This window comes from Ewingella americana (genome assembly GCF_006438725.1).
In the GTDB taxonomy this organism is placed as follows: domain Bacteria; phylum Pseudomonadota; class Gammaproteobacteria; order Enterobacterales; family Enterobacteriaceae; genus Ewingella; species Ewingella americana_A.
On the sequence record NZ_RCZD01000006.1, the window covers coordinates 214,499 to 236,190 of the forward strand.

Here is a 21,692-nt window from a genome sequence, read left to right on the forward strand (position 1 = left end):
ACTTAAAAATCGCCGTGAATTCATCTAGTTATGACCTTAATCTACTGACTTACCAAACACAATCACCGAACCACGATAGTGAGAAGCCGCGCAGTATAAAGGTTGTATTTCGGCTTAATTTAAGATTATTTCACTTATGCATCAAATACATATAGCAATAAAATCATAAAATAGCGTCACGAAACACGACAGGTTAATCGGCGGTTACATTACACCCGAAGACAACATCAGGACAATATCATTTTAATAACAATTTATTTACCTGCAACGGCGAAAATAATGCACGAAATTGGCATATTCATGACATTTAATCGTTTGCACTCTTAGCCCGACTCCTTATATTTCGGAGAATTCATGGTTCATCGAAGAACGCTCATTGCATAAAAATTCATATATATGCATAATCACCGGCACTATCGTAATGACCTTAGGGTGCAAAATGCGTAATCCTGCTAAACAGGAAGATCTGATCAAAGCCTTCAAGTCCCTATTGAAGGAGGAGAAGTTCAGTTCTCAGGGTGAAATCGTCCTCGCCTTACAAGAAGATGGCTTCGAGAACATTAATCAATCGAAAGTCTCGCGCATGCTGACCAAGTTCGGCGCGGTGCGTACCCGCAATGCTAAAATGGAAATGGTGTACTGTCTGCCCGCCGAAATCGGCGTTCCAACGACCACCAGCCCATTAAAAAATCTGGTTTTGGATATCGATTACAATGAAGCCGTGGTTGTTATCCGTACCAGTCCAGGTGCAGCGCAACTGATTGCACGTCTGCTGGACTCGTTGGGAAAATCGGAAGGCATCCTTGGCACTATCGCAGGGGATGACACCATCTTCACCACACCCGCACGCGGCTTCAGCGTTAAACAATTGTATGAAGCTATCCTCAGCCTTTTCGAGCAGGAACTTTAAAACGCTTATCCTGTTCTGAGTTCAAGGCGTTACGACATATCACATGCAGGTTACCCGTTATTTTATCCTCAAGGTCTCCTGCAAGTACCTCTTAACCGTCTCGCTATATTATTACGATTCATCCTTCCTTAACTATCTACCTGAAAAGCATGTCATTCCGCCTATACCTTTCTCTTAATCGGTTCCTTCCACTGTTAAATCAGGCCTTACCAGTCACATTACCGTTACAGAATGGTTTCAATAGTGCGAACAACTGCAAAATTACGCACAAATAGTCAAAGTATATTAATGCTTTGATTTTTAGAAAAAATAATTGGAGTTGTTCATTTATAAACCTCTTTTTATGCCTTTTGGTTATTAAAACCAATACAAGCACACTCATAACCACCAAAAATACTATTAGCAAACTATTAATATTTGTAGTTACTAGATGTATACTCATTTTCGTGATGTGAGTCACTGTTTGTTGAAGCGTATAATAAAATCGACGAGGTTAATTATGAAAGTTACTACTACTATTGCGGCATTGAGCATTTTATCTGCTCTGTCATTTGGTGTTTTTGCAGCACAACCCGTTACGCAGGATCAAGCGAAAAATATGCAGTCTGTGGGGATAATCAGTGTCAGCGGTACGGGTGCACCTTCTGATATCCGTCAGGCATTGTCCGAAAAAGCCGATGAGCAAGGCGCAAAAGCCTTCCGTGTTATCGAAGCGCGTGAGGAAGGTCACTTCCACGCAACCGCAGAAATTTACCAATAAGATCGTATCGGTAAATAAAGCGAAGAGGTCTGAAAAAAATTCAGGCCTGTGAAATGAAAACGAAATTGAAAACCGGATTTATCGCTGCACTACACCAGGTTTCCAGAGCATCAAAACGCTCTTCAATCTTGATAATCCAGACCTGATAAATCCCAACATGAATCGACGCTGTGATGAACTGCTTTTAAAAGTAGGCATCAACGTCAAAATATCAGGAAATTGTCATGAAAATCATTACTACTGTCGCTGCACTTAGCCTGTTCACTGCCGTTTCATTCGGCGCTTCAGCAGCACAACTGGTCACCAACGATCAGGCACAACATTTACAGCCGATGGGCATTATCAGCGCCAGCGGCGTTAACGGAGTTCCCATGGATATCCGCCAGCAGTTGTCTGATAAAGCCGACAGCAAAGGTGCAAAATCTTTCCGCGTGATTGAAGCCCATAACGATGGCGCTTACCACGCAACAGCAGAAATTTATCAATAAGATCTCTGCCATAAAGTCAGTCCGTGTTTCATCATTATCAAATCTTCAGATTTTAGCGTTACCGGGTTCAACAGCCACAAACCAGCGATTAAAATTCTGCGCTGTTGAGGCTGGAAAGAGAGCTGACACTGCCACTGCCGCGCTCCCTTGCTACCGATACCCTCGTCGTCCTGTCCGACGACACCTTTTGGCTCCCACATGTTGTGGGAGCTTTTTTTTATGCTTTTTTCAGCCCGGATCACAGCCATAAAAAAACACAGCCGGAGCTGTGTTTTTATTGATCACTCGCACACGCAGAGCGTTAAAACTCTTCGACCACGTTTGCCTTAGCGGCCAGGGCATCCAGGAGTTTGTTATGGATCCCACCAAACCCGCCGTTGCTCATCACCAGAATATGATCACCCGGCACAGCGGCCTTAACCACCAGATCCACCAGCGCATCGACGTCAGCACTCCAGTGCGCAGGCTGGATGCAGCGTTCAGCCACTTCAGCTACCTGCCACGGGATATGCTGCGGCTGTAACAGAAAGACTTCGTCTGCCCGACCCAGCGCGGGTGCCAGCTCATTTTTACTCAGCCCCATTTTCATGGTGTTTGAACGTGGTTCCAGAACGGCCAGAATACGTGCCGTACCGCCAACTTTACTGCGCAAAGCCGCCAGCGTGGCGAGAATCGCCGTCGGATGGTGAGCAAAATCATCATAGACGCGGACACCATAAGCCTCACCGCGCAGTTCAAGACGGCGGCGGGCGTTGATGAAATCTCCCAGTGCTTTGCAGGCGTCTTCTGGCTTCACACCAACGTGGCGCGCAGCGGCAATCGCCATCAGGCCATTGTGCATATTGTGTTCGCCCACTAACGACCAGTGAACTTCACCGACCGGCTCACCGTGCAAAGAGACGGTAAATGAACTGGAATCCGGCGTCAGTTTCTTCGCATCCCAGGCGCAGGCTTCGGTATCCCCCACGAACTCCTGCTCACTCCAGCAGCCCATTGCCATCACTTGTTTCAGCGGAGTGTCATGCTCAGGCAGAATAATTTTGCCTTGTCCCGGTACCAAACGAACCAAATGGTGGAACTGTTTCTGAATGGCTTTCAGATCGTCGAAGATATCGGCGTGATCGAACTCGAGGTTATTGAGGACCAGCGTACGCGGGCTATAGTGAACAAACTTCGAACGTTTATCGAAGAACGCACAGTCGTACTCATCGGCTTCAATCACCATAAACGGACTGTTGCCCAGACGCGCTGAAACGTCGAAATTACCCGGCACTCCACCGATGACATATCCCGGTTCGTAGCCACAGGCTTCGAGGATCCAGGTCACCATGCCGGCGGTGGTCGTTTTGCCATGCGTACCTGCCACAGCAATGACCCAGCGGCCGGGCAGTACATGATCGTGCAGCCACTGCGGGCCTGACACGTAAGGGATGCCTTGTTCCAGTACGGCTTCAACACAAGGGTTACCCCGAGTCATCGCGTTGCCGATAATGACCAGATCCGGCTGGGGATCCAGCTGAGACGGATCGTAGCCCTGGATCAATTCAATGCCCTGATTCTCCAGCAGCGTACTCATTGGTGGATAAACGTTGTTATCTGAGCCGGTAACCTGATGCCCTTGCGCGCGCGCCAGCATCGCCAGCCCGCCCATAAAGGTGCCGCAAATCCCAAGAATATGAATGCGCATATATTTTCCATTGATGCCTTTAAGTCAGCGGCTATTCTACCGCTCAGAATCGTCCAGAAGAAATGGATTTGCCTAGGTTTCATCCATATATTTGGGCTAAACTGCCCACGTTAATGTAAAAGGTTTATTAACGAACCGTTATCCATCCTAGATTCAGGGAATGCGTCATGAAAACGTTAGGCGAATTTATTGTTGAAAAGCAGCAGGATTTTCCACATGCGACTGGTGAACTCACCGCCCTCCTTTCAGCAATAAAGCTCGGCGCAAAAATTATTCACCGAGACATCAACAAAGCCGGGCTGGTCGATATCCTCGGTGTCAGTGGTGTGGAAAATGTGCAGGGCGAAGTTCAGATGAAACTCGACCTGTACGCCAATGAAAAGTTAAAAGCAGCCATGAAAGCGCGCGGTGAAATTGCCGGTATCGCGTCTGAAGAAGAAGATGAGATCGTCATTTTTGAAGGGGAACGTGCTGAAAATGCAAAATACGTGATCCTGATGGACCCTCTGGATGGCTCCTCAAACATTGATGTTAACGTCTCCGTGGGGACCATTTTCTCCATTTACCGCCGTACTACGCCCCTGGGTCAGTCAGTCACCGAAGCCGACTTCCTGCAACCGGGTAACCGCCAGGTTGCAGCGGGTTATGTGGTTTATGGCTCCTCTACCATGCTGGTTTACACCACCGGTGTCGGTGTTCATGCCTTCACTTATGATCCTTCACTTGGCGTCTTTTGCCTGTCCCATGAAAAAGTCCGTTTCCCTGAAAAGGGCAGCATGTACTCAATCAATGAAGGCAACTACATCAAATTCCCGCTCGGTGTTAAAAAATACATTAAGTATTGCCAGGAGGAGGACGAAGCCACACTGCGCCCTTATACCTCACGCTATATCGGTTCGCTGGTTGCTGACTTCCACCGTAACCTGCTCAAAGGCGGCATCTATATTTACCCAAGTACTGCCAGCCATCCTGCCGGCAAACTGCGTCTGTTGTACGAATGCAACCCGATGGCCTTCCTGGCTGAACAAGCGGGCGGCAAAGCCAGTGATGGTAAAAACCGCATTCTGGATATTGTTCCGCAAAAACTGCACGAACGCGCACCGTTCTTCGTCGGCAACAGTTCGATGGTAGAAGATGCAGAACGCTTTATTGCGCAGTTCCCGGACGAAGCTTACCCACAATAAAAACGTTTTATCTCTGTAACTTACCTTCAAGGGTTCAGCACAAGCTGAACCCTTTTTTTATGACGGCATCGCTTCAGGCAAAATCCTGCTGATTGAGTTTGAACACCGACACGCTTTGCGCCAGCAGTTGCGCCTGCTCTTCCAGTGAACGCGTGGCGGCCGTCGCTTCTTCCACCAGGGTCGCATTTTGCTGCGCCACCTGATCCATCTGCGCGATGGCAATATTAACCTGTTCGATACCGTGAGTTTGTTCGCTGGTCGCAATAGAGATTTCATTCATCAGACTGGTAACGCGACGCACTTCGCTGGCGATCTCCGTCATGGTTGCCGCCGCGGATTTCACCATCGTTCCCCCTTCTGATACACGGCTTTCCGAATCACCAATCAGCGCTTTGATCTCTTTGGCTGACTGCGCACTGCGCTGTGCCAGGCTGCGCACTTCACCGGCAACAACGGCAAAACCGCGCCCCTGTTCGCCTGCGCGGGCAGCTTCTACTGCCGCATTCAGCGCCAGAATATTGGTCTGGAAGGCGATCCCATCAATCACGGTGATAATGTCTGCAATACGCTTGGAACTGTCTGTGATGGCATGCATTTTATCCATCACCTGATGCACCAGCTGGCTGCCTTTATCAGCAATGCCCGACACGCTTTTTGCGAGCTGATTCGCCTGCTCAGAGTTGGTGGCATTCATACGCACAGTTGACGTCAGTTGCTCCATACTGGCGGCCGTTTCCTCCAACGAGGCTGCAGACTCCTCGGTACGCTGCGCCAGATGCACGTTGCCTGCGGCCAGTTCACGCGTGCCGACATCAATCTGATTACCAGCGTCACGGACACGACCAACCGACGCGGCCAGTGCATCCTGCATTTTTTTCATCGCCCGCAGTAAGCGCCCCATTTCATTGCTGCGAGAGTCGTCAATCTCATGGGTTAAATCGCCGGCGGCAATAAACTCAAGCTGTGCGATAGAGGCACTCAGCGGGTGCATGATAATTTTCTGCAAGGCAAACCACGACAACAGCGCAATAGAAATGGCGACCAGGCAGGCGATAACAATGACCATGAGCTGCACCTGCGCCTGTTTCTGTGCAGTGATGATATGTCGATCGGCAGTGTCGTTGGCATAGACGCGAAAATCCGTCAGCGCCTTGTCATAAGCGTTGCTGTACGGCGTCATTTTATTTTCAAGTACATCATAATAACTGTCCGTACTTTGCGCCTCGATAGCCGCCAGCGCAGGTTTAAGCCCATTTGATTTATAGGCTTCATAAGCCGCTTTTATCGCATTGGATAAATCTTCGCCGCGCTGAGCTTCATCATTAATCGCCATAAATACGGCAATTTGCTGGTCAGCCTGTTTGATATAGTCCGCCACTCGGCTGGCAGTCTCTTTTGAATCATCCATCATGCCGATTTCCATCTGGCGCACCGCCACACTGCTGGCAACCCGGGCACGCAGAGAAAAACTATAACTATTGGCTAATGCGCCGAGTTCATCACCCTTCAGCTGGTTGATTTGCTGCAACGAGGTGGCGCTCTGGCGAATCGCGTTGGCACCCAAAATACTGACCAGTAATAAGATCAGTGTCATTACAACTAACAAGGCGATCAATCCCGCCTTTACGCTCAACTTATTCAACATACTGTGATACCTGGTTGTTTATGAAAAGGAGGAAAATGCGAGAAAGGTACTTCGTAGGCCATGCAGAGTTTTTATGTAAATTGTTATCGGCAATCCTGTAGATTTCTTGATAAAAAACCGTAAAACAGGCAGTTACAAGGTAAAGCTGGCACGGAGTAAACGTTCCTGCCAAATGCAGCGGATTATCCGAGCTTAAAAAGAGAGATATACCAGAAACGCTGACCGCGAAAAGGGCGGGAATTCGTGACGGACTTGGCTATAATGTGCGGCACTCCATTCCTGGTTTAACGAAGGAAACCAAAAATGAGCTTACTCAATGTACCGGCCGGCAAAGACCTGCCAGAAGATATCTATGTCGTTATCGAGATCCCGGCCAATGCCGATCCTATTAAATACGAAGTAGATAAAGATACCGGCGCGCTGTTTGTGGACCGTTTCATGTCTACGGCGATGTTCTACCCGTGCAACTACGGCTATATCAACCACACCCTGTCTCTCGACGGTGACCCGGTTGACGTATTGGTGCCAACGCCATACCCACTGCAACCCGGTTCAGTGATTCGCTGCCGCCCGGTTGGCGTGCTGAAAATGAGCGACGAATCTGGCGAAGATGCCAAAGTGGTCGCGGTTCCGCACACCAAGCTGAGCAAAGAGTACGATCACATCAACGATGTGAACGACCTGCCAGAACTGCTGCGTGCGCAGATCACCCACTTCTTCGAGCAATATAAAGCGCTGGAAAAAGGCAAATGGGTGAAGGTTGAAGGATGGGAAAACGCAGAAGCAGCGAAAGCTGAAATCGTTACCTCTTTCGAGCGTGCTAAAAACAAGTAATGGTTTTTGCTGTAGTGAAAAGAAAAACACCGTCCAAATGGACGGTGTTTTTTTATGTTCCTCTCCCTGGTAGAAGAGAAGATGTAGCAACGTATTAAACGACTTTGCTCAGCGTTCTCATTTCATATCACCTGCACGCTTCACCCAATCTCCTCCTTCAATACGCGGTACTCCTTCGAGTGAACGTATGTAGACGTAGATCCAGGCACTGCCGTACGGGGTGGAAATCAGTTCACGTTTATAATCTTTTGTATTACTTTTCAGTTCGTCCAGTTCAGCCATAATAGACGACGTGATGCGGTAAACTTCACAATAGACTTTCCCTTCCCCTGGAACTGCTGCCGGATAGTGCCCCAGATTATAGAGCGCATACCCTTCCAACTCGTGGTCACCCAACCACTGAGCGTTCGTCATCCAATGACTGTTGCCTTGCTTGCGTCGTAAACTGCCATAAACAATGATTCGCATATTTGGTTTCGTATAGTAAAGGTCACATGGGTTAAAACTGAAACTGATAAAGCACATCTAATGCCTGATCGATGCCGGATACAGCTTCCAGATACAGTTTAGGCATCAAGCGATAGCGCAGGGTCAATGTTGCCAGCGAGTCGAAAATCCCGACGCCATATTTCACCTGTAATCCGGGTAAAACATAGCCACTGACCACCACCTGGGAGCTGTCTCCCACGCCTTGCGTATCCAGTGCCAGGTTACTGACACCGAATGCTTCGCCGATTTTACCCACAAGTTTACCACTTTGCGCAACCCCCATACCGATAAGCATTGAGGTCATGGCCCCGCTGTCGGCTCCCGAACTGTCCAAACCTTGCCCGCGAAGCAGGTAGGACAAGGCTTCTTGCTGTGACATGCTCGGGTCTGAGAATATTTCAAGTTTAGGGGCATCGGCCTCGCCAGTGACGCGAAGCCCGGCAATAACGTCGTTTTCTGTCGAATCAGGATTACGGATAGCCTCAAGATTGAGCAGCGGCTGGTCGGCCGGACCGGAGAATAATAGCTGACCTTTACGCACCAGCAAATCCTGACCATAGGCATGGAAACGCCCGGACGGAATATCAATCTGGCCGTTCAGACCCAGCCCCCGGCTGTCCTGTACAACCTTCAGCGCGCCTTTCAGACGTGCTTTCAGGCCGAAGGCATCGATGCGTACATCATCGCCAATATTTACAATCAGATTGCTGTTGATCGGAATCGAGGCCGTGGCGGGTGCAATGGGTTGGCGCTGATCGTCAAGCATCACCTCATCAGGCGAGATACCCACCGCGCTTTCCGGTAACTCCTGCACCGTGATACGCGCCCACGGAATATCAACCCGGCCATTCAGCGAGAAGAGCTGAGGCGTGGCGTCAAACACCAGATCTGGCGAGACGTCCAGGCGCACCATTGGCGGAATTGACACCCGCACGCGGTCGCCTTTGGCCGAAACACGTGCACGCCAGGCATTCAATTCACTCCAGTCGGCATTACCATTCAGCGCCAGTTGACCGTGCGCGGTGCGGATCACCCCGTCCATCAGCGATGACATCCCGTTGAAATTGATGTTGATATTGGCATTCGTGATGTCGAACGGCATGAACTGACCATCGAAATCGACGTCAGTCAGGGCTAATCGCCCGAATACCTGAGGTTTTTGTACATCGCCCCCCAGACGCAGATTCGCATTGAGAATACCGGAGGCTTTTTCACCCTCCATCAGCGCGGGTTGTAACAGCGCCATAGAGATTTTGGTGATATTGACGTTACCGCTCAGATTACGGCGACCTTGCGGATCGGCAATCTGAATATTGCCGTCAAGCTGACCGTTATTGGCAATCTTGATCAGCCAGTCGAGATTGGCGCGCCCATTGTTCAGCCCGGCGTTAAGGTTCAGCGTATCGAAGGCCACAGGCAGCGGATTGCCCTGAATCAGCTGCTGTACTTTCACACCTTTGCCCACCAGCGACAGACTGGCCTGCGGCAACCCGCCATCGGCCTTCCAACTGACGTTAGCATTGCCACTGAAGACGCCGCTGAGTTTGGTCTCCTGCCCCAGGAAGGGTTTGAGCATGGCCAAATCAAACCGGTTGAGCAGCAGGCTGGCCTGTCCGCTGGCACCTGCCTCAATGGTTTTCGGCACACACAGATCGGCATCCGGGTTTTGCCAGCAGTGCGGCCCGACGGTCACCCGCTGCTCTTTGTTGAAATACTCGAGAGCAATCGCACGGTTCAGACGCCATTCACCGACCGGCGTATCAAACAGCGTATTGTTGATGTTGCCTTTCCACTGCTCGGTCGTGCGGTCAAAACTGCCGCTCAGTGCCAGGCGGCCGGAGACCGGTTTGCCTTCGATATTAAGCTTCAGCTCATGCTGTTTTTCGTTGCCTTTGGCATCCAGCGTCAGGTCACTGATTTGCAGCGCATCCTGCTTAAGCTGTTGCACCCGCACGGCAAGATTGCCCTGAATCTGGTCAGAAGAGCTGACGTCACCTTTGATGCTGACGCGGCTGATGGTCAGAGCCTGCCATTTCATACCCGTCGCAGTGAGATCGGCCAGCAGTTTTGGCGATTTAAGATCACCCCGCAGTTGCAGCATCCCCTTCGCCACGCCGCCCAGTCCTGGCAATGCGCCATCCAGATGCGGCGCATCGATTTTTGCATCGAGATCCCACTGGTCGCTAAGCTTACCTTTCACATCAATATTGTTGCGCCCCAGCTCCAGATGCATCTGGGGAATATCCCACTGGCCGTAGCTATTACCACGCAGGTTACCGCGGGCTTTGACCAGATTGTTTTTCACGTTGCCGTCGAGTTCAAGCATCGGCACCTGCATCTGCCAACTGCCGCCATAAAGACTACCGCGAGTGGCAATTTTGCCCTGCAACTTCGCCGGCCAGTCCGGGTACTGCTTGGCAGTGTTGATGTTATTCAGCGTCAGCAAGGTGTTCCAACTGATGGCTTTACTCCAGTCCACCACGCCGGTCAGGTCAGTCGTCCCCTGTAACGCAGCGAGTCGCAGCAAGGTCAGTTTGAATTGTTCGACATTACCTTGACCGTCGACGGTCAGCGTCGCCGGTGGAATGTGATCACCGCTGAAATCAGAGTGCAGAGACAGCGCGTAGTCCGTGGCTTTTCCGCTGAATTTCAGTTTGAAATCTTTAACCTGATACTGTGGTTTACCCGTCAGCGGCCATTGCAGCGTAGTACTTTCCAGCGCCAGATTGAGCGGCAGACCAGCTTCGGCCAGTTGGGTTTCCAGGGATAACTGCGCCCGCACCGGACCGGAAAGATTCAGGCCGACGTCCAGCTTCTCACGCAGCGCGCCGCCAATTTTCAGTTTGATCTTCTCGCCTTTCACCGGGTCCACATTCAGCGCGGTGTTGATGGTCATCTCGACCGGCCAGTTGCCGTTGAGCGTGGCCTGACCGATACCATCTAACGACCCCTGCGGCGAGCGCACCTGAAGCGCGTCGAGTTTCACGACCTGATCGCGGGTACTGACCTTTAACAGGAAATGGGTGATCAGCACGTCGGTATCGCCGGTCAGACGCAAATTATCTGCGGTGATCTGATCGATATTAAGATCCAGCGGCAGGCGGAAGTCCGGCAGTTCTGGCAACAGCGGTTTGGCAAACAGTTCCTGCAAGGTTTCACCCAGTGGCTTCTCAGGAACCACGACCGGTTTTTCCGCCGGTTTGCCGGTGACTTTTTCTGTCGCTTTTTCGACGGCTTTATCCTGCGCGGCCTGCACAACCTCCGGCAGCGGGCTGACCGGCGTTTTTGGCAGCGCCATCAACAGGCCACCAATGTGGGTCGGCAACAAATGCAACGAACGGTCCTGCCACTGCGCACCGGTGCGCAACTCCCCCAGGGAGATGGCACGGTCATCGATCGTCACGTTGACGTTATTAAGCGTCAATACCCGCAGGGTGATCGGATAAGGCGTACTGAGATTGGTCAGTGGTTGGCTGTTTTCGGGTTCCGCGACAGGCTCCGCAGGCGTCATCGCTTTGGTATTCACCGCGACGTTAACGTCACGCAGACGCAGCGCATTGATACACAACGCACTGTTCTTAAAGCAGGAGAGATCGACTGAAAGATGAAACTCTCCCGCCGTGACATCCACGCCGGGCATTTCGTAATGCAGCCCCTTCAGCGTCAGGTTGCGCCAGCCCCCTTCGACGCTGGCGATATTCAGCCCGGGAACAAAACGCTGCGCAGCGCTGAGGACCAGATGCAAGCCGGTTTGCGTGCCGATGAGAAACGCCGCCGTGCCCACCAGCAGCAACAGAGCAATCAGGAAACCAAGGCAGAACTTCTTAAACAAACTCATAATTCAGGACCCAAACCGATGTAAAACTGCAATCCATGCTCGTTCTGGTCGGCAACCGGTGCGGCGATATCGAACTTAACCGGCCCAACCGGCGAGGCCCAGCGCACACCCACACCCGCACCCGTTTTAACATTGCTTTTTGCGATGTCATCCACCGCTTCGCCCGAGTCAACAAACACTGCGCCCCACCATTTTCCGGTCACGTTGTACTGATATTCCAGCGAGCCGGTCGCCAGCTTGGACGCACCGGTTAGCTTGCCGTCATCATCTTTTGGTGAAATCGATTTGTATTTATAACCACGGATACTGCGGTCCCCCCCGGCGAAGAAGCGCAGGGACGGCGGTACACGCTGAAAGTCATTGGTTTCAATCCAGCCCAGATTGCCACGCACGACAAAACGGTGCTTCTCGGCCAGGGTGCGGATCCAGACGTTTTGCGCCTGAATCACGGCGAAGTCGACATCAGAACCCCAGCTGGTATCAGAAATATCCAGCGAGTAGCGCTGGGAGTCGCCCCAGGTCGGCATCAGGCCGCCACGCTGCCGGGTGCGGTTAACGTTCACACCAGGGTAGAGGAGCATCGTCGTGTTGGTCACGCTGCCCTGCGTAAAGTGGTCCAGGCTCCAGCGCAGGTTCACCGCACGCTGCCAGCCGCTGTCCAGATCCCAATAACGCGCCAGATTGACGGTACTGGAGTCAGATTTAGTGTCATTGAGGTCTTCGCGCTTAAAGCCGCCCTGCACCAGATAATATTGCTGGAGAGGGTCTTTTAGCAGCGGGATTTTATACGTCAGATCGAGTGATTGCTCAGGAGCCGAAAGGCTGACCGAGCTCTCCAGACTCTGGCCACGATCGTTGACCCAGGGTTTTTTCCAGTTAGCTTTCAGCCGCGGACCGACGTCAGTGGAGTAACCGACCCCGGTTTCTAAGGTATTTCGCGTGCGCGGCGTCACCACCGCATCCAGCGGCAGCGTTTTGGTGGCTTTCGCCCCGTCAAATTGTGGGGACACCACCACCGAGTTGAACCAGCCGGTGGCTGCCAGTCGCCGGTTCAGCTCCGCCAGATCGGCCGAGCTGTAATAATCGCCTTCATGAAACGGCACCAGATTTTGCAGATACTCTTCGCGGATCTGCGAGCCCTGAAAATTGACCTTGCCAAAGTGATAGCGCTCGCCACTGTCAAACTGGATATCCCAGAAGGCTTTGTGCTCGTCTTCAATTACACCGAGCTGGCTTTTACGCATATCCGCATCAAAGTAGCCTTTACGCACAGACATGCCGGTCAGGGCGCTTTTAAAATCATCATAGGTGCTGTGATTCAAAATGGTGCCGACGGCGGGGACACGCGACTTCTTCAGCGCCTCAAACTCATTATCTTTGCTCGCCTGCCCATCAATCACCACGTGAGTACCTGCGATCTTTACCGGCGTTCCCGGCGTCACTTTGGCAATCAATACCGGGCGGCCCGGCGGTGGGGTCTGGCGCAAATCAAAATCGATGGTCGGTTGGTAATAGCCCAAAGGGCGTAAACCCTGCTCGATAGCCGCACTGACACGGGCACGGAAACGCCCGTCGGCACCGACTTCATCGCTTTGGATGGAGGAAAGCCGGACCCGCACATTCTTTTCAAGGTCACCATCGAGACCTTCCAGCTGCAAACGTACTTTCGCTGCCATGGAGAGCGAAGGAGCCAGCAACAGACCTAATAAAAAAAGTTCCCGGTGGTATCGTGGCACGCGCACTCCTGCTAATTTTACTGTCCTGTTAAAATATCAGATGCCAGTCAGGGAATTAATGCCGCAGCACGGCAGATTCACCTATTTAAAATCCGATTAACGCATTTTAGTGCTAATCCATGAAAATTTATCAACGACGAGGCAACGTAACCCGTATTGTGTGCAAAGTCGCAATCAGATACAACTAACCGTGGCCTTTTGGCCGCAATAGGTTATTAAATAAACAGCCGGAGTCTCCTGTGGTGCAACATTCCGATAGCACACGTATTGATACACCCCATTTCGATAAAGCCCAAATTGTGAAGCAGGAAGATGCTTTGCCAGGCCGCGTAACCCCGATGCCGGTCGCCACCACGCACGTGGTCAACGGCCATTCGATGACACATGTTCCTGACAATATGGACGTGGCCATTTTCGCGATGGGCTGTTTCTGGGGCGTAGAACGCCTGTTCTGGCAGCAGAAAGGGGTTTACAGCACGGCGGCGGGCTACAGCGGCGGTTTCACACCAAACCCGACCTATCGTGAAGTATGTAGCGGTCAGACAGGCCATGCAGAAGCGGTTCGCGTGGTCTTTGACCCGGAGGTCATCAGCTACGAACACTTGCTGCAAATCTTCTGGGAAAATCACGACCCGGCGCAGGGCATGCGTCAGGGCGGCGATTTAGGCACGCAATACCGCTCAGCGATTTACCTGTTGAGCGAAGAGCAACAAAACGCCGCACAGGCCAGCCTGCAACGTTTCCAGCAGGCGATGGACAGTGCGGGCGATAAGCGCCACATCACCACTGAAATCACCGAAGCCCTACCGTTCTATTATGCGGAAGACGATCACCAGCAATACCTGTTCAAAAATCCTGAAGGTTATTGCGGTCTGGGTGGTATCGGTGTGTGCTTACCGCTTTAATAAAAGCCCCCCCAAAATCATTCAATTTGCAGGTAGACGGCAACCGAAAGAACCCGATGAGCTTACTCAGGTAAGTGATTCGGGTGAATGAGGGCAGCCAACACCCCTGTAATTTGAAGGATGCAGGGGGTTTTTTAAGCGCTGGCGGCAATCTCAGTGCTACTGCTATACTATGCGGGCCGCAAATGTGGCCCGATAAACGGTTTTCTGGCTGTTATCTTTGATTTTTTTGCTCTAAATGATGTTTTCTTTTATACAGCAATCCAATGAGTACCCTTCCCTGCCGATCTTTGTATCGGTGTTAAACGGATAGATTATGTTAAACAGTATCTTACTGATTCTCTTACTTATCGCGATCAGTGCCTTTTTCTCCCTATCGGAGATATCGCTGGCCGCTTCTCGAAAAATTAAACTCAAGCTCCTGGCTGATGAAGGAAACATCAACGCCTCACATGTATTGAAACTACAAGAAACCCCAGGTCTGTTCTTCACCGTTGTTCAAATCGGGCTTAATGCCGTCGCTATCCTCGGTGGTATTGTCGGCGATGCCGCGTTCTCTCCTGCCTTCAAAATGTTTTTCATTCGTTTCCTGTCACCAGAAATGGCCGATCAGGTCAGCTTTATCTGCTCCTTCGTTCTGGTCACCAGCCTGTTTATTCTGTTTGCTGACCTGACGCCGAAGCGCATCGGTATGATTTCACCCGAAACGGTTGCCGTTCGTATAGTCAACCCGATGCGTTTCTGCCTGTTCGTGTGCCGGCCAATGGTCTGGTTCTTCAACGGACTGGCTAACGTCATTTTCCGCCTGTTCAAGTTGCCAACCGTGCGTAACGACGATATCACTTCTGATGATATTTATGCCGTAGTGGAAGCCGGTGCGCTGGCGGGCGTACTGCGTAAGCAAGAGCATGAGCTGATTGAAAACGTATTTGAGCTGGAATCGCGGACCGTGCCGTCATCTATGACCTCACGCGAGAGCGTGATTTTCTTTGACCTGCGCGAAAGCGAAGACAGCATTAAAGAGAAGATTTCTACCCATCCGCACTCGAAGTTCCTGGTGTGCGACGGCCATATCGATCAGGTCGTGGGTTATGTCGATTCAAAAGACCTGCTGAACCGCGTGCTGGGTAATCAGAGTCTGATGCTGAGCAGCGGCGTGCAAATTCGCTCGGCGCTGATCGTACCCGATACACTGACGCTCTCCGAGGCGCTGGAAAGTTTCAAAGCGGCTGGTGAAGACTTCGCGGTGATCCTCAACGAATATGCGCTCGTGGTAGGGATTATTACGCTCAATGACGTGATGACCACGCTGATGGGCGATTTAGTCGGTCAGGGCATGGAAGAGCAGATTGTCACGCGTGATGAAAACTCATGGCTTATCGAGGGGGGGACACCTATCGAAGACGTGATGCGCGTACTGCATATCGAAGCGTTCCCGCAGGCGGGTAATTATGAAACCATCGGCGGTTTCATGATGTTCATGCTGCGTAAAATCCCTAAACGTACCGACTTTGTGAAGTTCTCCGGCTACAAGTTTGAAGTCGTGGATATCGACAGCTACAAAATCGACCAACTGCTGGTGACCCGCATCACCGATAAACCTGTCGCACCGTTGTTGCCAAAGACGCCGCAGGAAATCAAAGATGAGAAGAATGCACAGAAGCTTGCCGAGAAAAACGGCGATCACTCATCATGATTGAGTGAATGCCAGAAACACGAACGGCCCTGAAAAGGGCCGTTTTTTTTGGTGCTGATGACCGTGGTTGTCATCTGCGCCAGGCATTTAGCCCATTTCAGTCTGCAAGTACGTCACCTGACGGTTTACTTCTGACATCACACTGAAGTGGCGCTTATCACGTACTTTTGGCAATAAAATTTTGCCTTGGTCAAACTCAAATGCACCGACGTCTTTAATATAAAGGCGACCACGGAACAGCGTCTTAACGTACTTGGCTACTTTCAACGGATTGTAGCGCTGGAAGATTCTCATTTTTCTACTTTCCTCCGATAAATCACTGCGTATTCAGGCCGGGTAAAGCTGCGATGAGAGCCTGAATGACATCGTATTCGCAGTGAGTAGACATATAACATAGCAGGGAGTTCAGGTTATTCCAGTTTATTTAACTGCTTTTACTTGTCTTGACAGTGTGGTTTCCAGAATTGTCGCATTCCGACAGTATAACCCTTCAATTCGTGCCATTTCTGTAACCTATAACACACTGTTAACATCCCAACAGGACAGACCACTTGTCTGATTCTATGATTGTCAGGTCAGCCTATTTTTACGGCCTCATTTATAGGGAGTATGTATGATGTTAAAAAGCCTGCTTATGGTGTCTCTGGTTGTTTTCCCGTTATTCGCTTGTGCACACAACCTGGTGCCAGGAGAACGCCTGCCCGCCGTGGGCGTTGATGACAAAGGTGAGCTGAACTATGTCAATAATGACTTCAGCTACAGCCGGTGGAACAGTGCCAAACTGCCCGGTAAAGTACGTCTAGTGCAGCATATGGCCGGGCGCACCAGCGCCAAAGCACTGAACGCCCCGCTGATCGATGCCATCAGGGCAGCCAATCTACCGCACGATCATTACCAAACGACGACAATCATCAATACCGATGACGCCATCATGGGAACCGGCATGTTTGTGCGCAGCAGTATTGAAAGCGGTAAGAAGGAGTTCCCCTGGTCACAAATCATTGTCGACAGTAATGGCGGGGTGAAAAAGGCCTGGGAGCTTGAGCCAAAAAGCTCTGCCGTGGTGGTGCTGGATAAAGATGGCGTGATTAAGTGGGTCAAAGAAGGTGCGTTGACGCAGGAAGAGGTTCAGCAAGTGGTGGCGTTGTTACATCAGTTAGTCAAGCAATAGCACATACAGGGACGGAGAGAAGCACGCCCTCTGCGCGCTTCTCTCCGTCAATCAGTCAGAACAACGACACCCGGAACCCCGGATTGAGGAACGACTCTTTCGGGGTATACAGTAATGCCTGACCGGTCCAGTCATGCACAATCGCACCGGCAGCAATCGCCACCGCGTGCCCTGCGCCGGTGTCCCAGATATTAGTCGGCCCGAAGCGCGGATAGAGCTGTGCTTCGCCCTCGGCAACCAGACAGAACTTCAGTGACGAGCCGATAGCAACCGTTTGATGCTCACCCAGCTGTGACAGATAATCCTGCAACTCCTGATCGTTGTCATAATGCGAACGGCTGACGACCACCAGCGGCGGATGGGCTTCCTTCACCTGTATTTGCTTACGTTCGCCGTTTTCCTCTTTCCAGGCTTTACCCTCAGCGGCGCTGTACATCACTTGGGTGACCGGCACATATACCACGCCCAGCACCGGCTTGCCGTCTTCGATAAGCGCGATATTGACGGTGAACTCACCGTTGCGCTTCAAAAACTCTTTGGTGCCGTCGAGCGGATCCACCAGCCAGTAACGGCTCCAACCCTGACGTTCGCTCCAGGACTGTGGATCTTCCTCAGACAACATCGGTGTTTGCGGATCAAGCAGCGCCAGTCCATTCTTAATCACGTTATGTGCCGCGATATCTGCGGCAGTGACCGGTGACGCATCGCTCTTCTGGCGAGCGTCAAGGGGTTGTTCACCGTCATAAACCGCCATAATGGCATCACCGGCATCGCGCGCCAGCTGGCAAATTTTATCTAACATATTTCACCTCAGTCATTCTTTCATAAACGCAACGTCATGTATGAAGCCTAGTTTTTTTTAGGCGGAATAGCCATCCCGTAATCTGCGGCTGTTAACAATTCCACCACGCAATACCCGTTACATCTCACAATTATTTATGACAACTGATTACATTCTCATCAAATTTTGAGATATATATCGGGTTTTTCCCTTTATGGATATTCCCCTTTCTGGAGGCACTGCAATGATTACGCGTCACTTGACGTTATCCCTGTTAGCTACGCTGGTTGCCGTTTCAGCCCACGCATCGCAGGTGGATCTGCGGATCATGGAAACCACCGATTTACACAGCAACATGATGGACTTCGACTACTACAAGGATAAACCAACGGATAAGTTCGGCCTGGTACGTACTGCCAGCCTGATCCATGCCGCACGGGACGAAGTCACTAACTCCGTGCTGGTCGATAACGGCGACGTGATCCAGGGCAGCCCGCTCGGTGATTACATGGCGGCCAAAGGCCTGAAGAAGGGCGATGTTCATCCGGTCTATAAAGCGATGAATACGCTGGATTACGTGGTTGGAAATCTGGGCAACCATGAATTCAACTACGGGCTGGATTACCTGAAAAAAGCACTGGCCGGGGCGAAATTCCCTTACGTGAATGCCAACGTCATCGACAGTAAAACCGGCAAGCCGCTGTTTACACCGTTTTTAATCACTGATAACCCGGTAAAAGACCGCGACGGCAAAACCCATAATCTGCGCATCGGTTATATTGGCTTCGTGCCACCGCAAATCATGGTATGGGACAAAGCCAACTTGCAGGGCAAAGTGACCGTCGCAGACATCACCGAAACCGCCAAAAAATGGGTGCCGGAGATGCGCAGACAAGGCGCGGATATCATCGTGGCGATCCCCCACTCAGGGCTATCGGGTGACCCTTATAAAACCATGGCGGAAAACTCAGTCTATTACCTGAGCCAGGTGAAAGGGATCGACGCCATCATGTTCGGCCATGCGCATGCCGTCTTCCCAAGTGAAGAGTTTGCCAATATTAAGGGCGCGGATATCAAACAGGGCACGCTGAACGGTGTTCCTGCGGTGATGCCAGGTATGTGGGGTGACCATCTGGGCGTGGTAGACATGGTACTCAACAATAACGGCGGGAAGTGGCAGGTTGAAACGGCCAAAGCCGAAGCCCGGCCGATTTATGACAAGGCCAACAAGAAGTCTTTGGCGGCTGAAGATCAAAATTTAGTGAAAGTGTTGGCGGAAGATCACAATGCTACGCGGGATTTCGTCAGCAAGCCGGTGGGTAAATCTACCGACAATATGTACAGCTATCTGGCGCTGGTACAAGATGACCCGACGGTGCAAATCGTCAATAACGCGCAGAAAGCTTATACCGAGCACTTCATTCAGGGCGATCCGGATCTTGCCAATCTGCCGGTACTTTCTGCGGCGGCACCGTTTAAAGTCGGTGGGCGTAAAAACGATCCGGCCAGTTTTGTCGAAGTGGAAAAAGGTGAGCTGACGTTCCGTAACGCGGCAGATTTATACCTTTATCCGAACACATTGGTGGTGATGAAAGTCAGTGGTCAGGAAGTCAAAGACTGGCTGGAGTGTTCCGCCGGGCAGTTCAATCAGATCGATGTTAACAGCAGCAAACCGCAGTCGCTGATTAACTGGGACGGTTTTCGCACCTATAATTTCGACGTAATTGATGGTGTGAATTACCAGATTGATGTCAGCCAGCCCGCCAAGTTCGACGGCGAATGTACGCTGATCAATAAAGACGCCGGGCGGATCAAAAACCTGACCTTCAACGGCAAACCGATCGACCTCAAAGCGACCTTCCTGGTTGCAACCAATAACTACCGCGCCTACGGCGGTAAGTTTGCCGGCACCGGTGACAGCCATATTGCGTTTGCTTCGCCGGATGAGAACCGCTCGGTCGTCGCAGCGTATATCAGCGCGGAGACCCAAAGGCACGGCGCAGTCACGCCAACGGCCGACAACAACTGGAAGCTGGCGCCAATCAAATCATCGCAACCGCTGGATATCCGCTTCGAAACCTCGCCGGGTGAAAAAGCGGCGGCCTTTATTAAATCGCACGCACAGTATCCGGTGACCGCCAAAGGCACTGACGCCATCGGCTTCGAAATTTATCAGGTCGATTTGCAGAAATAATGCCTTCCCCAAACGCTCCACCTGCGGGCTGAGGGCTCCCCATAAATAAAGACAGGCATAGAAGGTTGTGATCTACTTAGTGTTCCAGCAAAAAGTAAGGTCTCCCCTCTGTGCCTGCTTCTCAAGTTTGCCACAGATTCTTTAGTCAGCCCCTCCGCTCGATACATCAGTATCGCAAAAACGCTCTGCTAGATATGACCGTTGCACTGACTCGCGGCGCTTCTCTTTCCCTCACCAGTATCGGCAGATTGCTGCCCGGAACAGCCCGCGTTAAACACAAGATCAAGCGTGTCGACAGGCATCTCAACAACGATTTGATGTTTAAGGATATTCCTGCCATTTATCAGCAACTGGTTTCCCGCCTGACTCACCGTCTTCCGTTTTGTGTCATTGCAGTTGACTGGAGTGGTTATACGACAATCACCGGGAATACTGTCGGGGATGAACCCCGACAGTGTTTATGAAGAAATGGCGAGGGCTTACCGAGACATCATCATGGTCTACTGATGATATTTCTGGGGATCCCTCAGCCCGTCCGGGGCGTTTATTTCTTCCATACTTCCTTTGGGCTATAGCCTTGCCTTAAACATGTATTTATAATACATGTTATGTGATTTATTCATTTAACGAGGCTTCATCATGGACTATCGCGACCAACCCCTTGGCGCTCTGGCTGTTGCCATTCCCCGCGCCACCCGCTTATTCCGTCAATACGATCTGGATTTCTGCTGCGGTGGTAAACAAACTCTGCTGCGTGCTGTGACCAAAAAAGAGCTGGATATCGATCTGATTGAGCAGCAATTAGCGGAAATTGCACAACAACCGGACACCTCGGTTGACTGGAAAACTGCGCCGCTGGCTCAGATTATTGATTTCATCATTCCACGCTATCACGACCGTCACCGTCAGGAACTGCCTGAACTGGTGCTGATGGCGGAGAAGGTCGAAGGTGTTCATGGGGATAAAGCGCCCTGTCCGCACGGTCTGGCGCTCCAGTTACAGCGAATCCTTGACGAGCTGACCAGCCATATGATGAAAGAGGAGCAGATTCTGTTTCCGATGATCCGTGGTGGAATGGGTCGTCAGGCTGCCGGCCCGATATCTGTCATGGAGCGTGAACATGATGATGCCGGTGAGATTCTGGAAGAGATTAAACGCCTGACAGATAATGTCACGCCACCGGAAGGCGCATGTGTTACCTGGCGCGCGCTGTATGCTGGGATCAATGAATTCATTACTGACTTAATGGAACACATTCATCTGGAAAATAACCTGCTGTTCCCACGTGCCCTGCGCGGTGAATAGTCCAGATCCCACCCTAAATAGTTCAAGTTGCAGGAAAGCAGCCAATCTATCAACGGCTTGAAGTATGAC

Annotated in this window: 17 protein-coding genes and 1 pseudogene; 11 read left to right on the forward strand and 7 right to left on the reverse strand. The window is 51.3% G+C overall.

What is annotated here, in order from left to right; all coding sequences use genetic code 11:
- Nucleotides 1-439: 439 nt before the first annotated feature.
- The 3 genes from argR to yhcN (EAH77_RS13305) all read left to right on the forward strand — a co-directional run bounded on the left by argR (nucleotide 440) and on the right by yhcN (EAH77_RS13305) (nucleotide 2,158).
- Nucleotides 440-910 carry a transcriptional regulator ArgR gene (gene argR, locus EAH77_RS13295; protein ID WP_140473293.1) on the forward strand — a complete coding sequence of 157 codons (471 nt, stop codon included), beginning with the start codon at nucleotides 440-442 and terminating at the stop codon, nucleotides 908-910.
- Nucleotides 911-1,409: 499 nt separating this feature from the next.
- A complete protein-coding gene (yhcN, locus tag EAH77_RS13300; RefSeq protein WP_140473294.1) occupies nucleotides 1,410-1,670 on the forward strand; it encodes a peroxide/acid stress response protein YhcN in 261 nt (86 codons plus the stop codon).
- 224 nt (nucleotides 1,671-1,894) lie between these two features.
- Entirely contained in the window at nucleotides 1,895-2,158 is a 264-nt protein-coding gene (yhcN, locus tag EAH77_RS13305) for a peroxide/acid stress response protein YhcN (protein WP_140473295.1), read from the forward strand.
- Nucleotides 2,159-2,459: 301 nt separating this feature from the next.
- On the opposite strand, the gene mpl is transcribed toward yhcN (EAH77_RS13305), so the two are convergent.
- Nucleotides 2,460-3,845, reverse strand: a complete 1,386-nt coding sequence (gene mpl, locus EAH77_RS13310) for a UDP-N-acetylmuramate:L-alanyl-gamma-D-glutamyl-meso-diaminopimelate ligase (RefSeq protein WP_140473296.1) — start codon at nucleotides 3,843-3,845, stop codon at nucleotides 2,460-2,462.
- A 167-nt stretch (nucleotides 3,846-4,012) separates the two neighbouring features.
- Between mpl and fbp the strand changes: the two genes are divergently transcribed.
- On the forward strand, nucleotides 4,013-5,029 hold the full coding sequence (gene fbp, locus EAH77_RS13315) for a class 1 fructose-bisphosphatase (protein ID WP_140473297.1): 1,017 nt from the start codon (nucleotides 4,013-4,015) through the stop codon (nucleotides 5,027-5,029).
- 73 nt (nucleotides 5,030-5,102) lie between these two features.
- Here the strand turns inward: fbp and EAH77_RS13320 are convergent, their stop codons facing one another.
- A complete protein-coding gene (locus EAH77_RS13320) occupies nucleotides 5,103-6,674 on the reverse strand; it encodes a methyl-accepting chemotaxis protein (protein ID WP_140473298.1) in 1,572 nt (523 codons plus the stop codon).
- 303 nt (nucleotides 6,675-6,977) lie between these two features.
- Between EAH77_RS13320 and ppa the strand changes: the two genes are divergently transcribed.
- Entirely contained in the window at nucleotides 6,978-7,508 is a 531-nt protein-coding gene (ppa, locus tag EAH77_RS13325; RefSeq protein WP_140473299.1) for an inorganic diphosphatase, read from the forward strand.
- 117 nt (nucleotides 7,509-7,625) lie between these two features.
- Here the strand turns inward: ppa and EAH77_RS13330 are convergent, their stop codons facing one another.
- From EAH77_RS13330 to tamA, 3 genes are read right to left on the reverse strand one after another with little or no spacing between them, the layout of a single operon-like run.
- Nucleotides 7,626-7,976 carry a gamma-glutamylcyclotransferase family protein gene (locus EAH77_RS13330; RefSeq protein WP_140473300.1) on the reverse strand — a complete coding sequence of 117 codons (351 nt, stop codon included), beginning with the start codon at nucleotides 7,974-7,976 and terminating at the stop codon, nucleotides 7,626-7,628.
- Nucleotides 7,977-8,007: 31 nt separating this feature from the next.
- Nucleotides 8,008-11,835, reverse strand: coding sequence for an autotransporter assembly complex protein TamB (tamB, locus tag EAH77_RS13335; protein WP_140473301.1), 3,828 nt, complete (start codon nucleotides 11,833-11,835; stop codon nucleotides 8,008-8,010).
- Nucleotides 11,832-13,571 (reverse strand): autotransporter assembly complex protein TamA, encoded by a 1,740-nt coding sequence (tamA, locus tag EAH77_RS13340; RefSeq protein ID WP_140473302.1) that lies wholly within the window; start codon nucleotides 13,569-13,571, stop codon nucleotides 11,832-11,834. The genes tamB and tamA overlap by 4 nt, the downstream gene beginning before the upstream one ends.
- Nucleotides 13,572-13,837: 266 nt before the next feature.
- Here tamA and msrA point away from each other — a divergent pair, with 266 nt between their 5' ends.
- Together msrA and EAH77_RS13350 are read left to right on the forward strand one after the other, a co-directional pair.
- Entirely contained in the window at nucleotides 13,838-14,476 is a 639-nt protein-coding gene (gene msrA, locus EAH77_RS13345; protein ID WP_161985802.1) for a peptide-methionine (S)-S-oxide reductase MsrA, read from the forward strand.
- Nucleotides 14,477-14,792: 316 nt separating this feature from the next.
- Nucleotides 14,793-16,172 (forward strand): hemolysin family protein, encoded by a 1,380-nt coding sequence (locus EAH77_RS13350; protein WP_140473303.1) that lies wholly within the window; start codon nucleotides 14,793-14,795, stop codon nucleotides 16,170-16,172.
- Nucleotides 16,173-16,259: 87 nt separating this feature from the next.
- Here the strand turns inward: EAH77_RS13350 and EAH77_RS13355 are convergent, their stop codons facing one another.
- Entirely contained in the window at nucleotides 16,260-16,466 is a 207-nt protein-coding gene (locus EAH77_RS13355) for a DUF1107 domain-containing protein (protein WP_140473304.1), read from the reverse strand.
- 319 nt (nucleotides 16,467-16,785) lie between these two features.
- Between EAH77_RS13355 and EAH77_RS13360 the strand changes: the two genes are divergently transcribed.
- Nucleotides 16,786-17,343: a YtfJ family protein gene (locus tag EAH77_RS13360; protein WP_140473305.1), complete on the forward strand. Its 558-nt coding sequence runs from the start codon at nucleotides 16,786-16,788 to the stop codon at nucleotides 17,341-17,343.
- 55 nt (nucleotides 17,344-17,398) lie between these two features.
- Here EAH77_RS13360 and cysQ read toward each other — a convergent pair whose 3' ends face one another.
- Nucleotides 17,399-18,145, reverse strand: a complete 747-nt coding sequence (cysQ, locus tag EAH77_RS13365; RefSeq protein WP_140473306.1) for a 3'(2'),5'-bisphosphate nucleotidase CysQ — start codon at nucleotides 18,143-18,145, stop codon at nucleotides 17,399-17,401.
- A gap of 223 nt (nucleotides 18,146-18,368) precedes the next feature.
- On the opposite strand from cysQ, the gene EAH77_RS13370 reads away from it, so the two are divergent.
- The 3 genes and pseudogenes from EAH77_RS13370 (at nucleotide 18,369) to ytfE (ending at nucleotide 21,623) form a co-directional block, all read left to right on the forward strand.
- Nucleotides 18,369-20,318 (forward strand): bifunctional 2',3'-cyclic-nucleotide 2'-phosphodiesterase/3'-nucleotidase, encoded by a 1,950-nt coding sequence (locus tag EAH77_RS13370; protein WP_140473307.1) that lies wholly within the window; start codon nucleotides 18,369-18,371, stop codon nucleotides 20,316-20,318.
- A 110-nt stretch (nucleotides 20,319-20,428) separates the two neighbouring features.
- Nucleotides 20,429-20,731: pseudogene (locus EAH77_RS13375) on the forward strand (IS4 family transposase); the annotation flags it as partial.
- Nucleotides 20,732-20,957: 226 nt separating this feature from the next.
- On the forward strand, nucleotides 20,958-21,623 hold the full coding sequence (gene ytfE / locus EAH77_RS13380; protein WP_140473308.1) for an iron-sulfur cluster repair protein YtfE: 666 nt from the start codon (nucleotides 20,958-20,960) through the stop codon (nucleotides 21,621-21,623).
- Nucleotides 21,624-21,692: the final 69 nt, after the last annotated feature.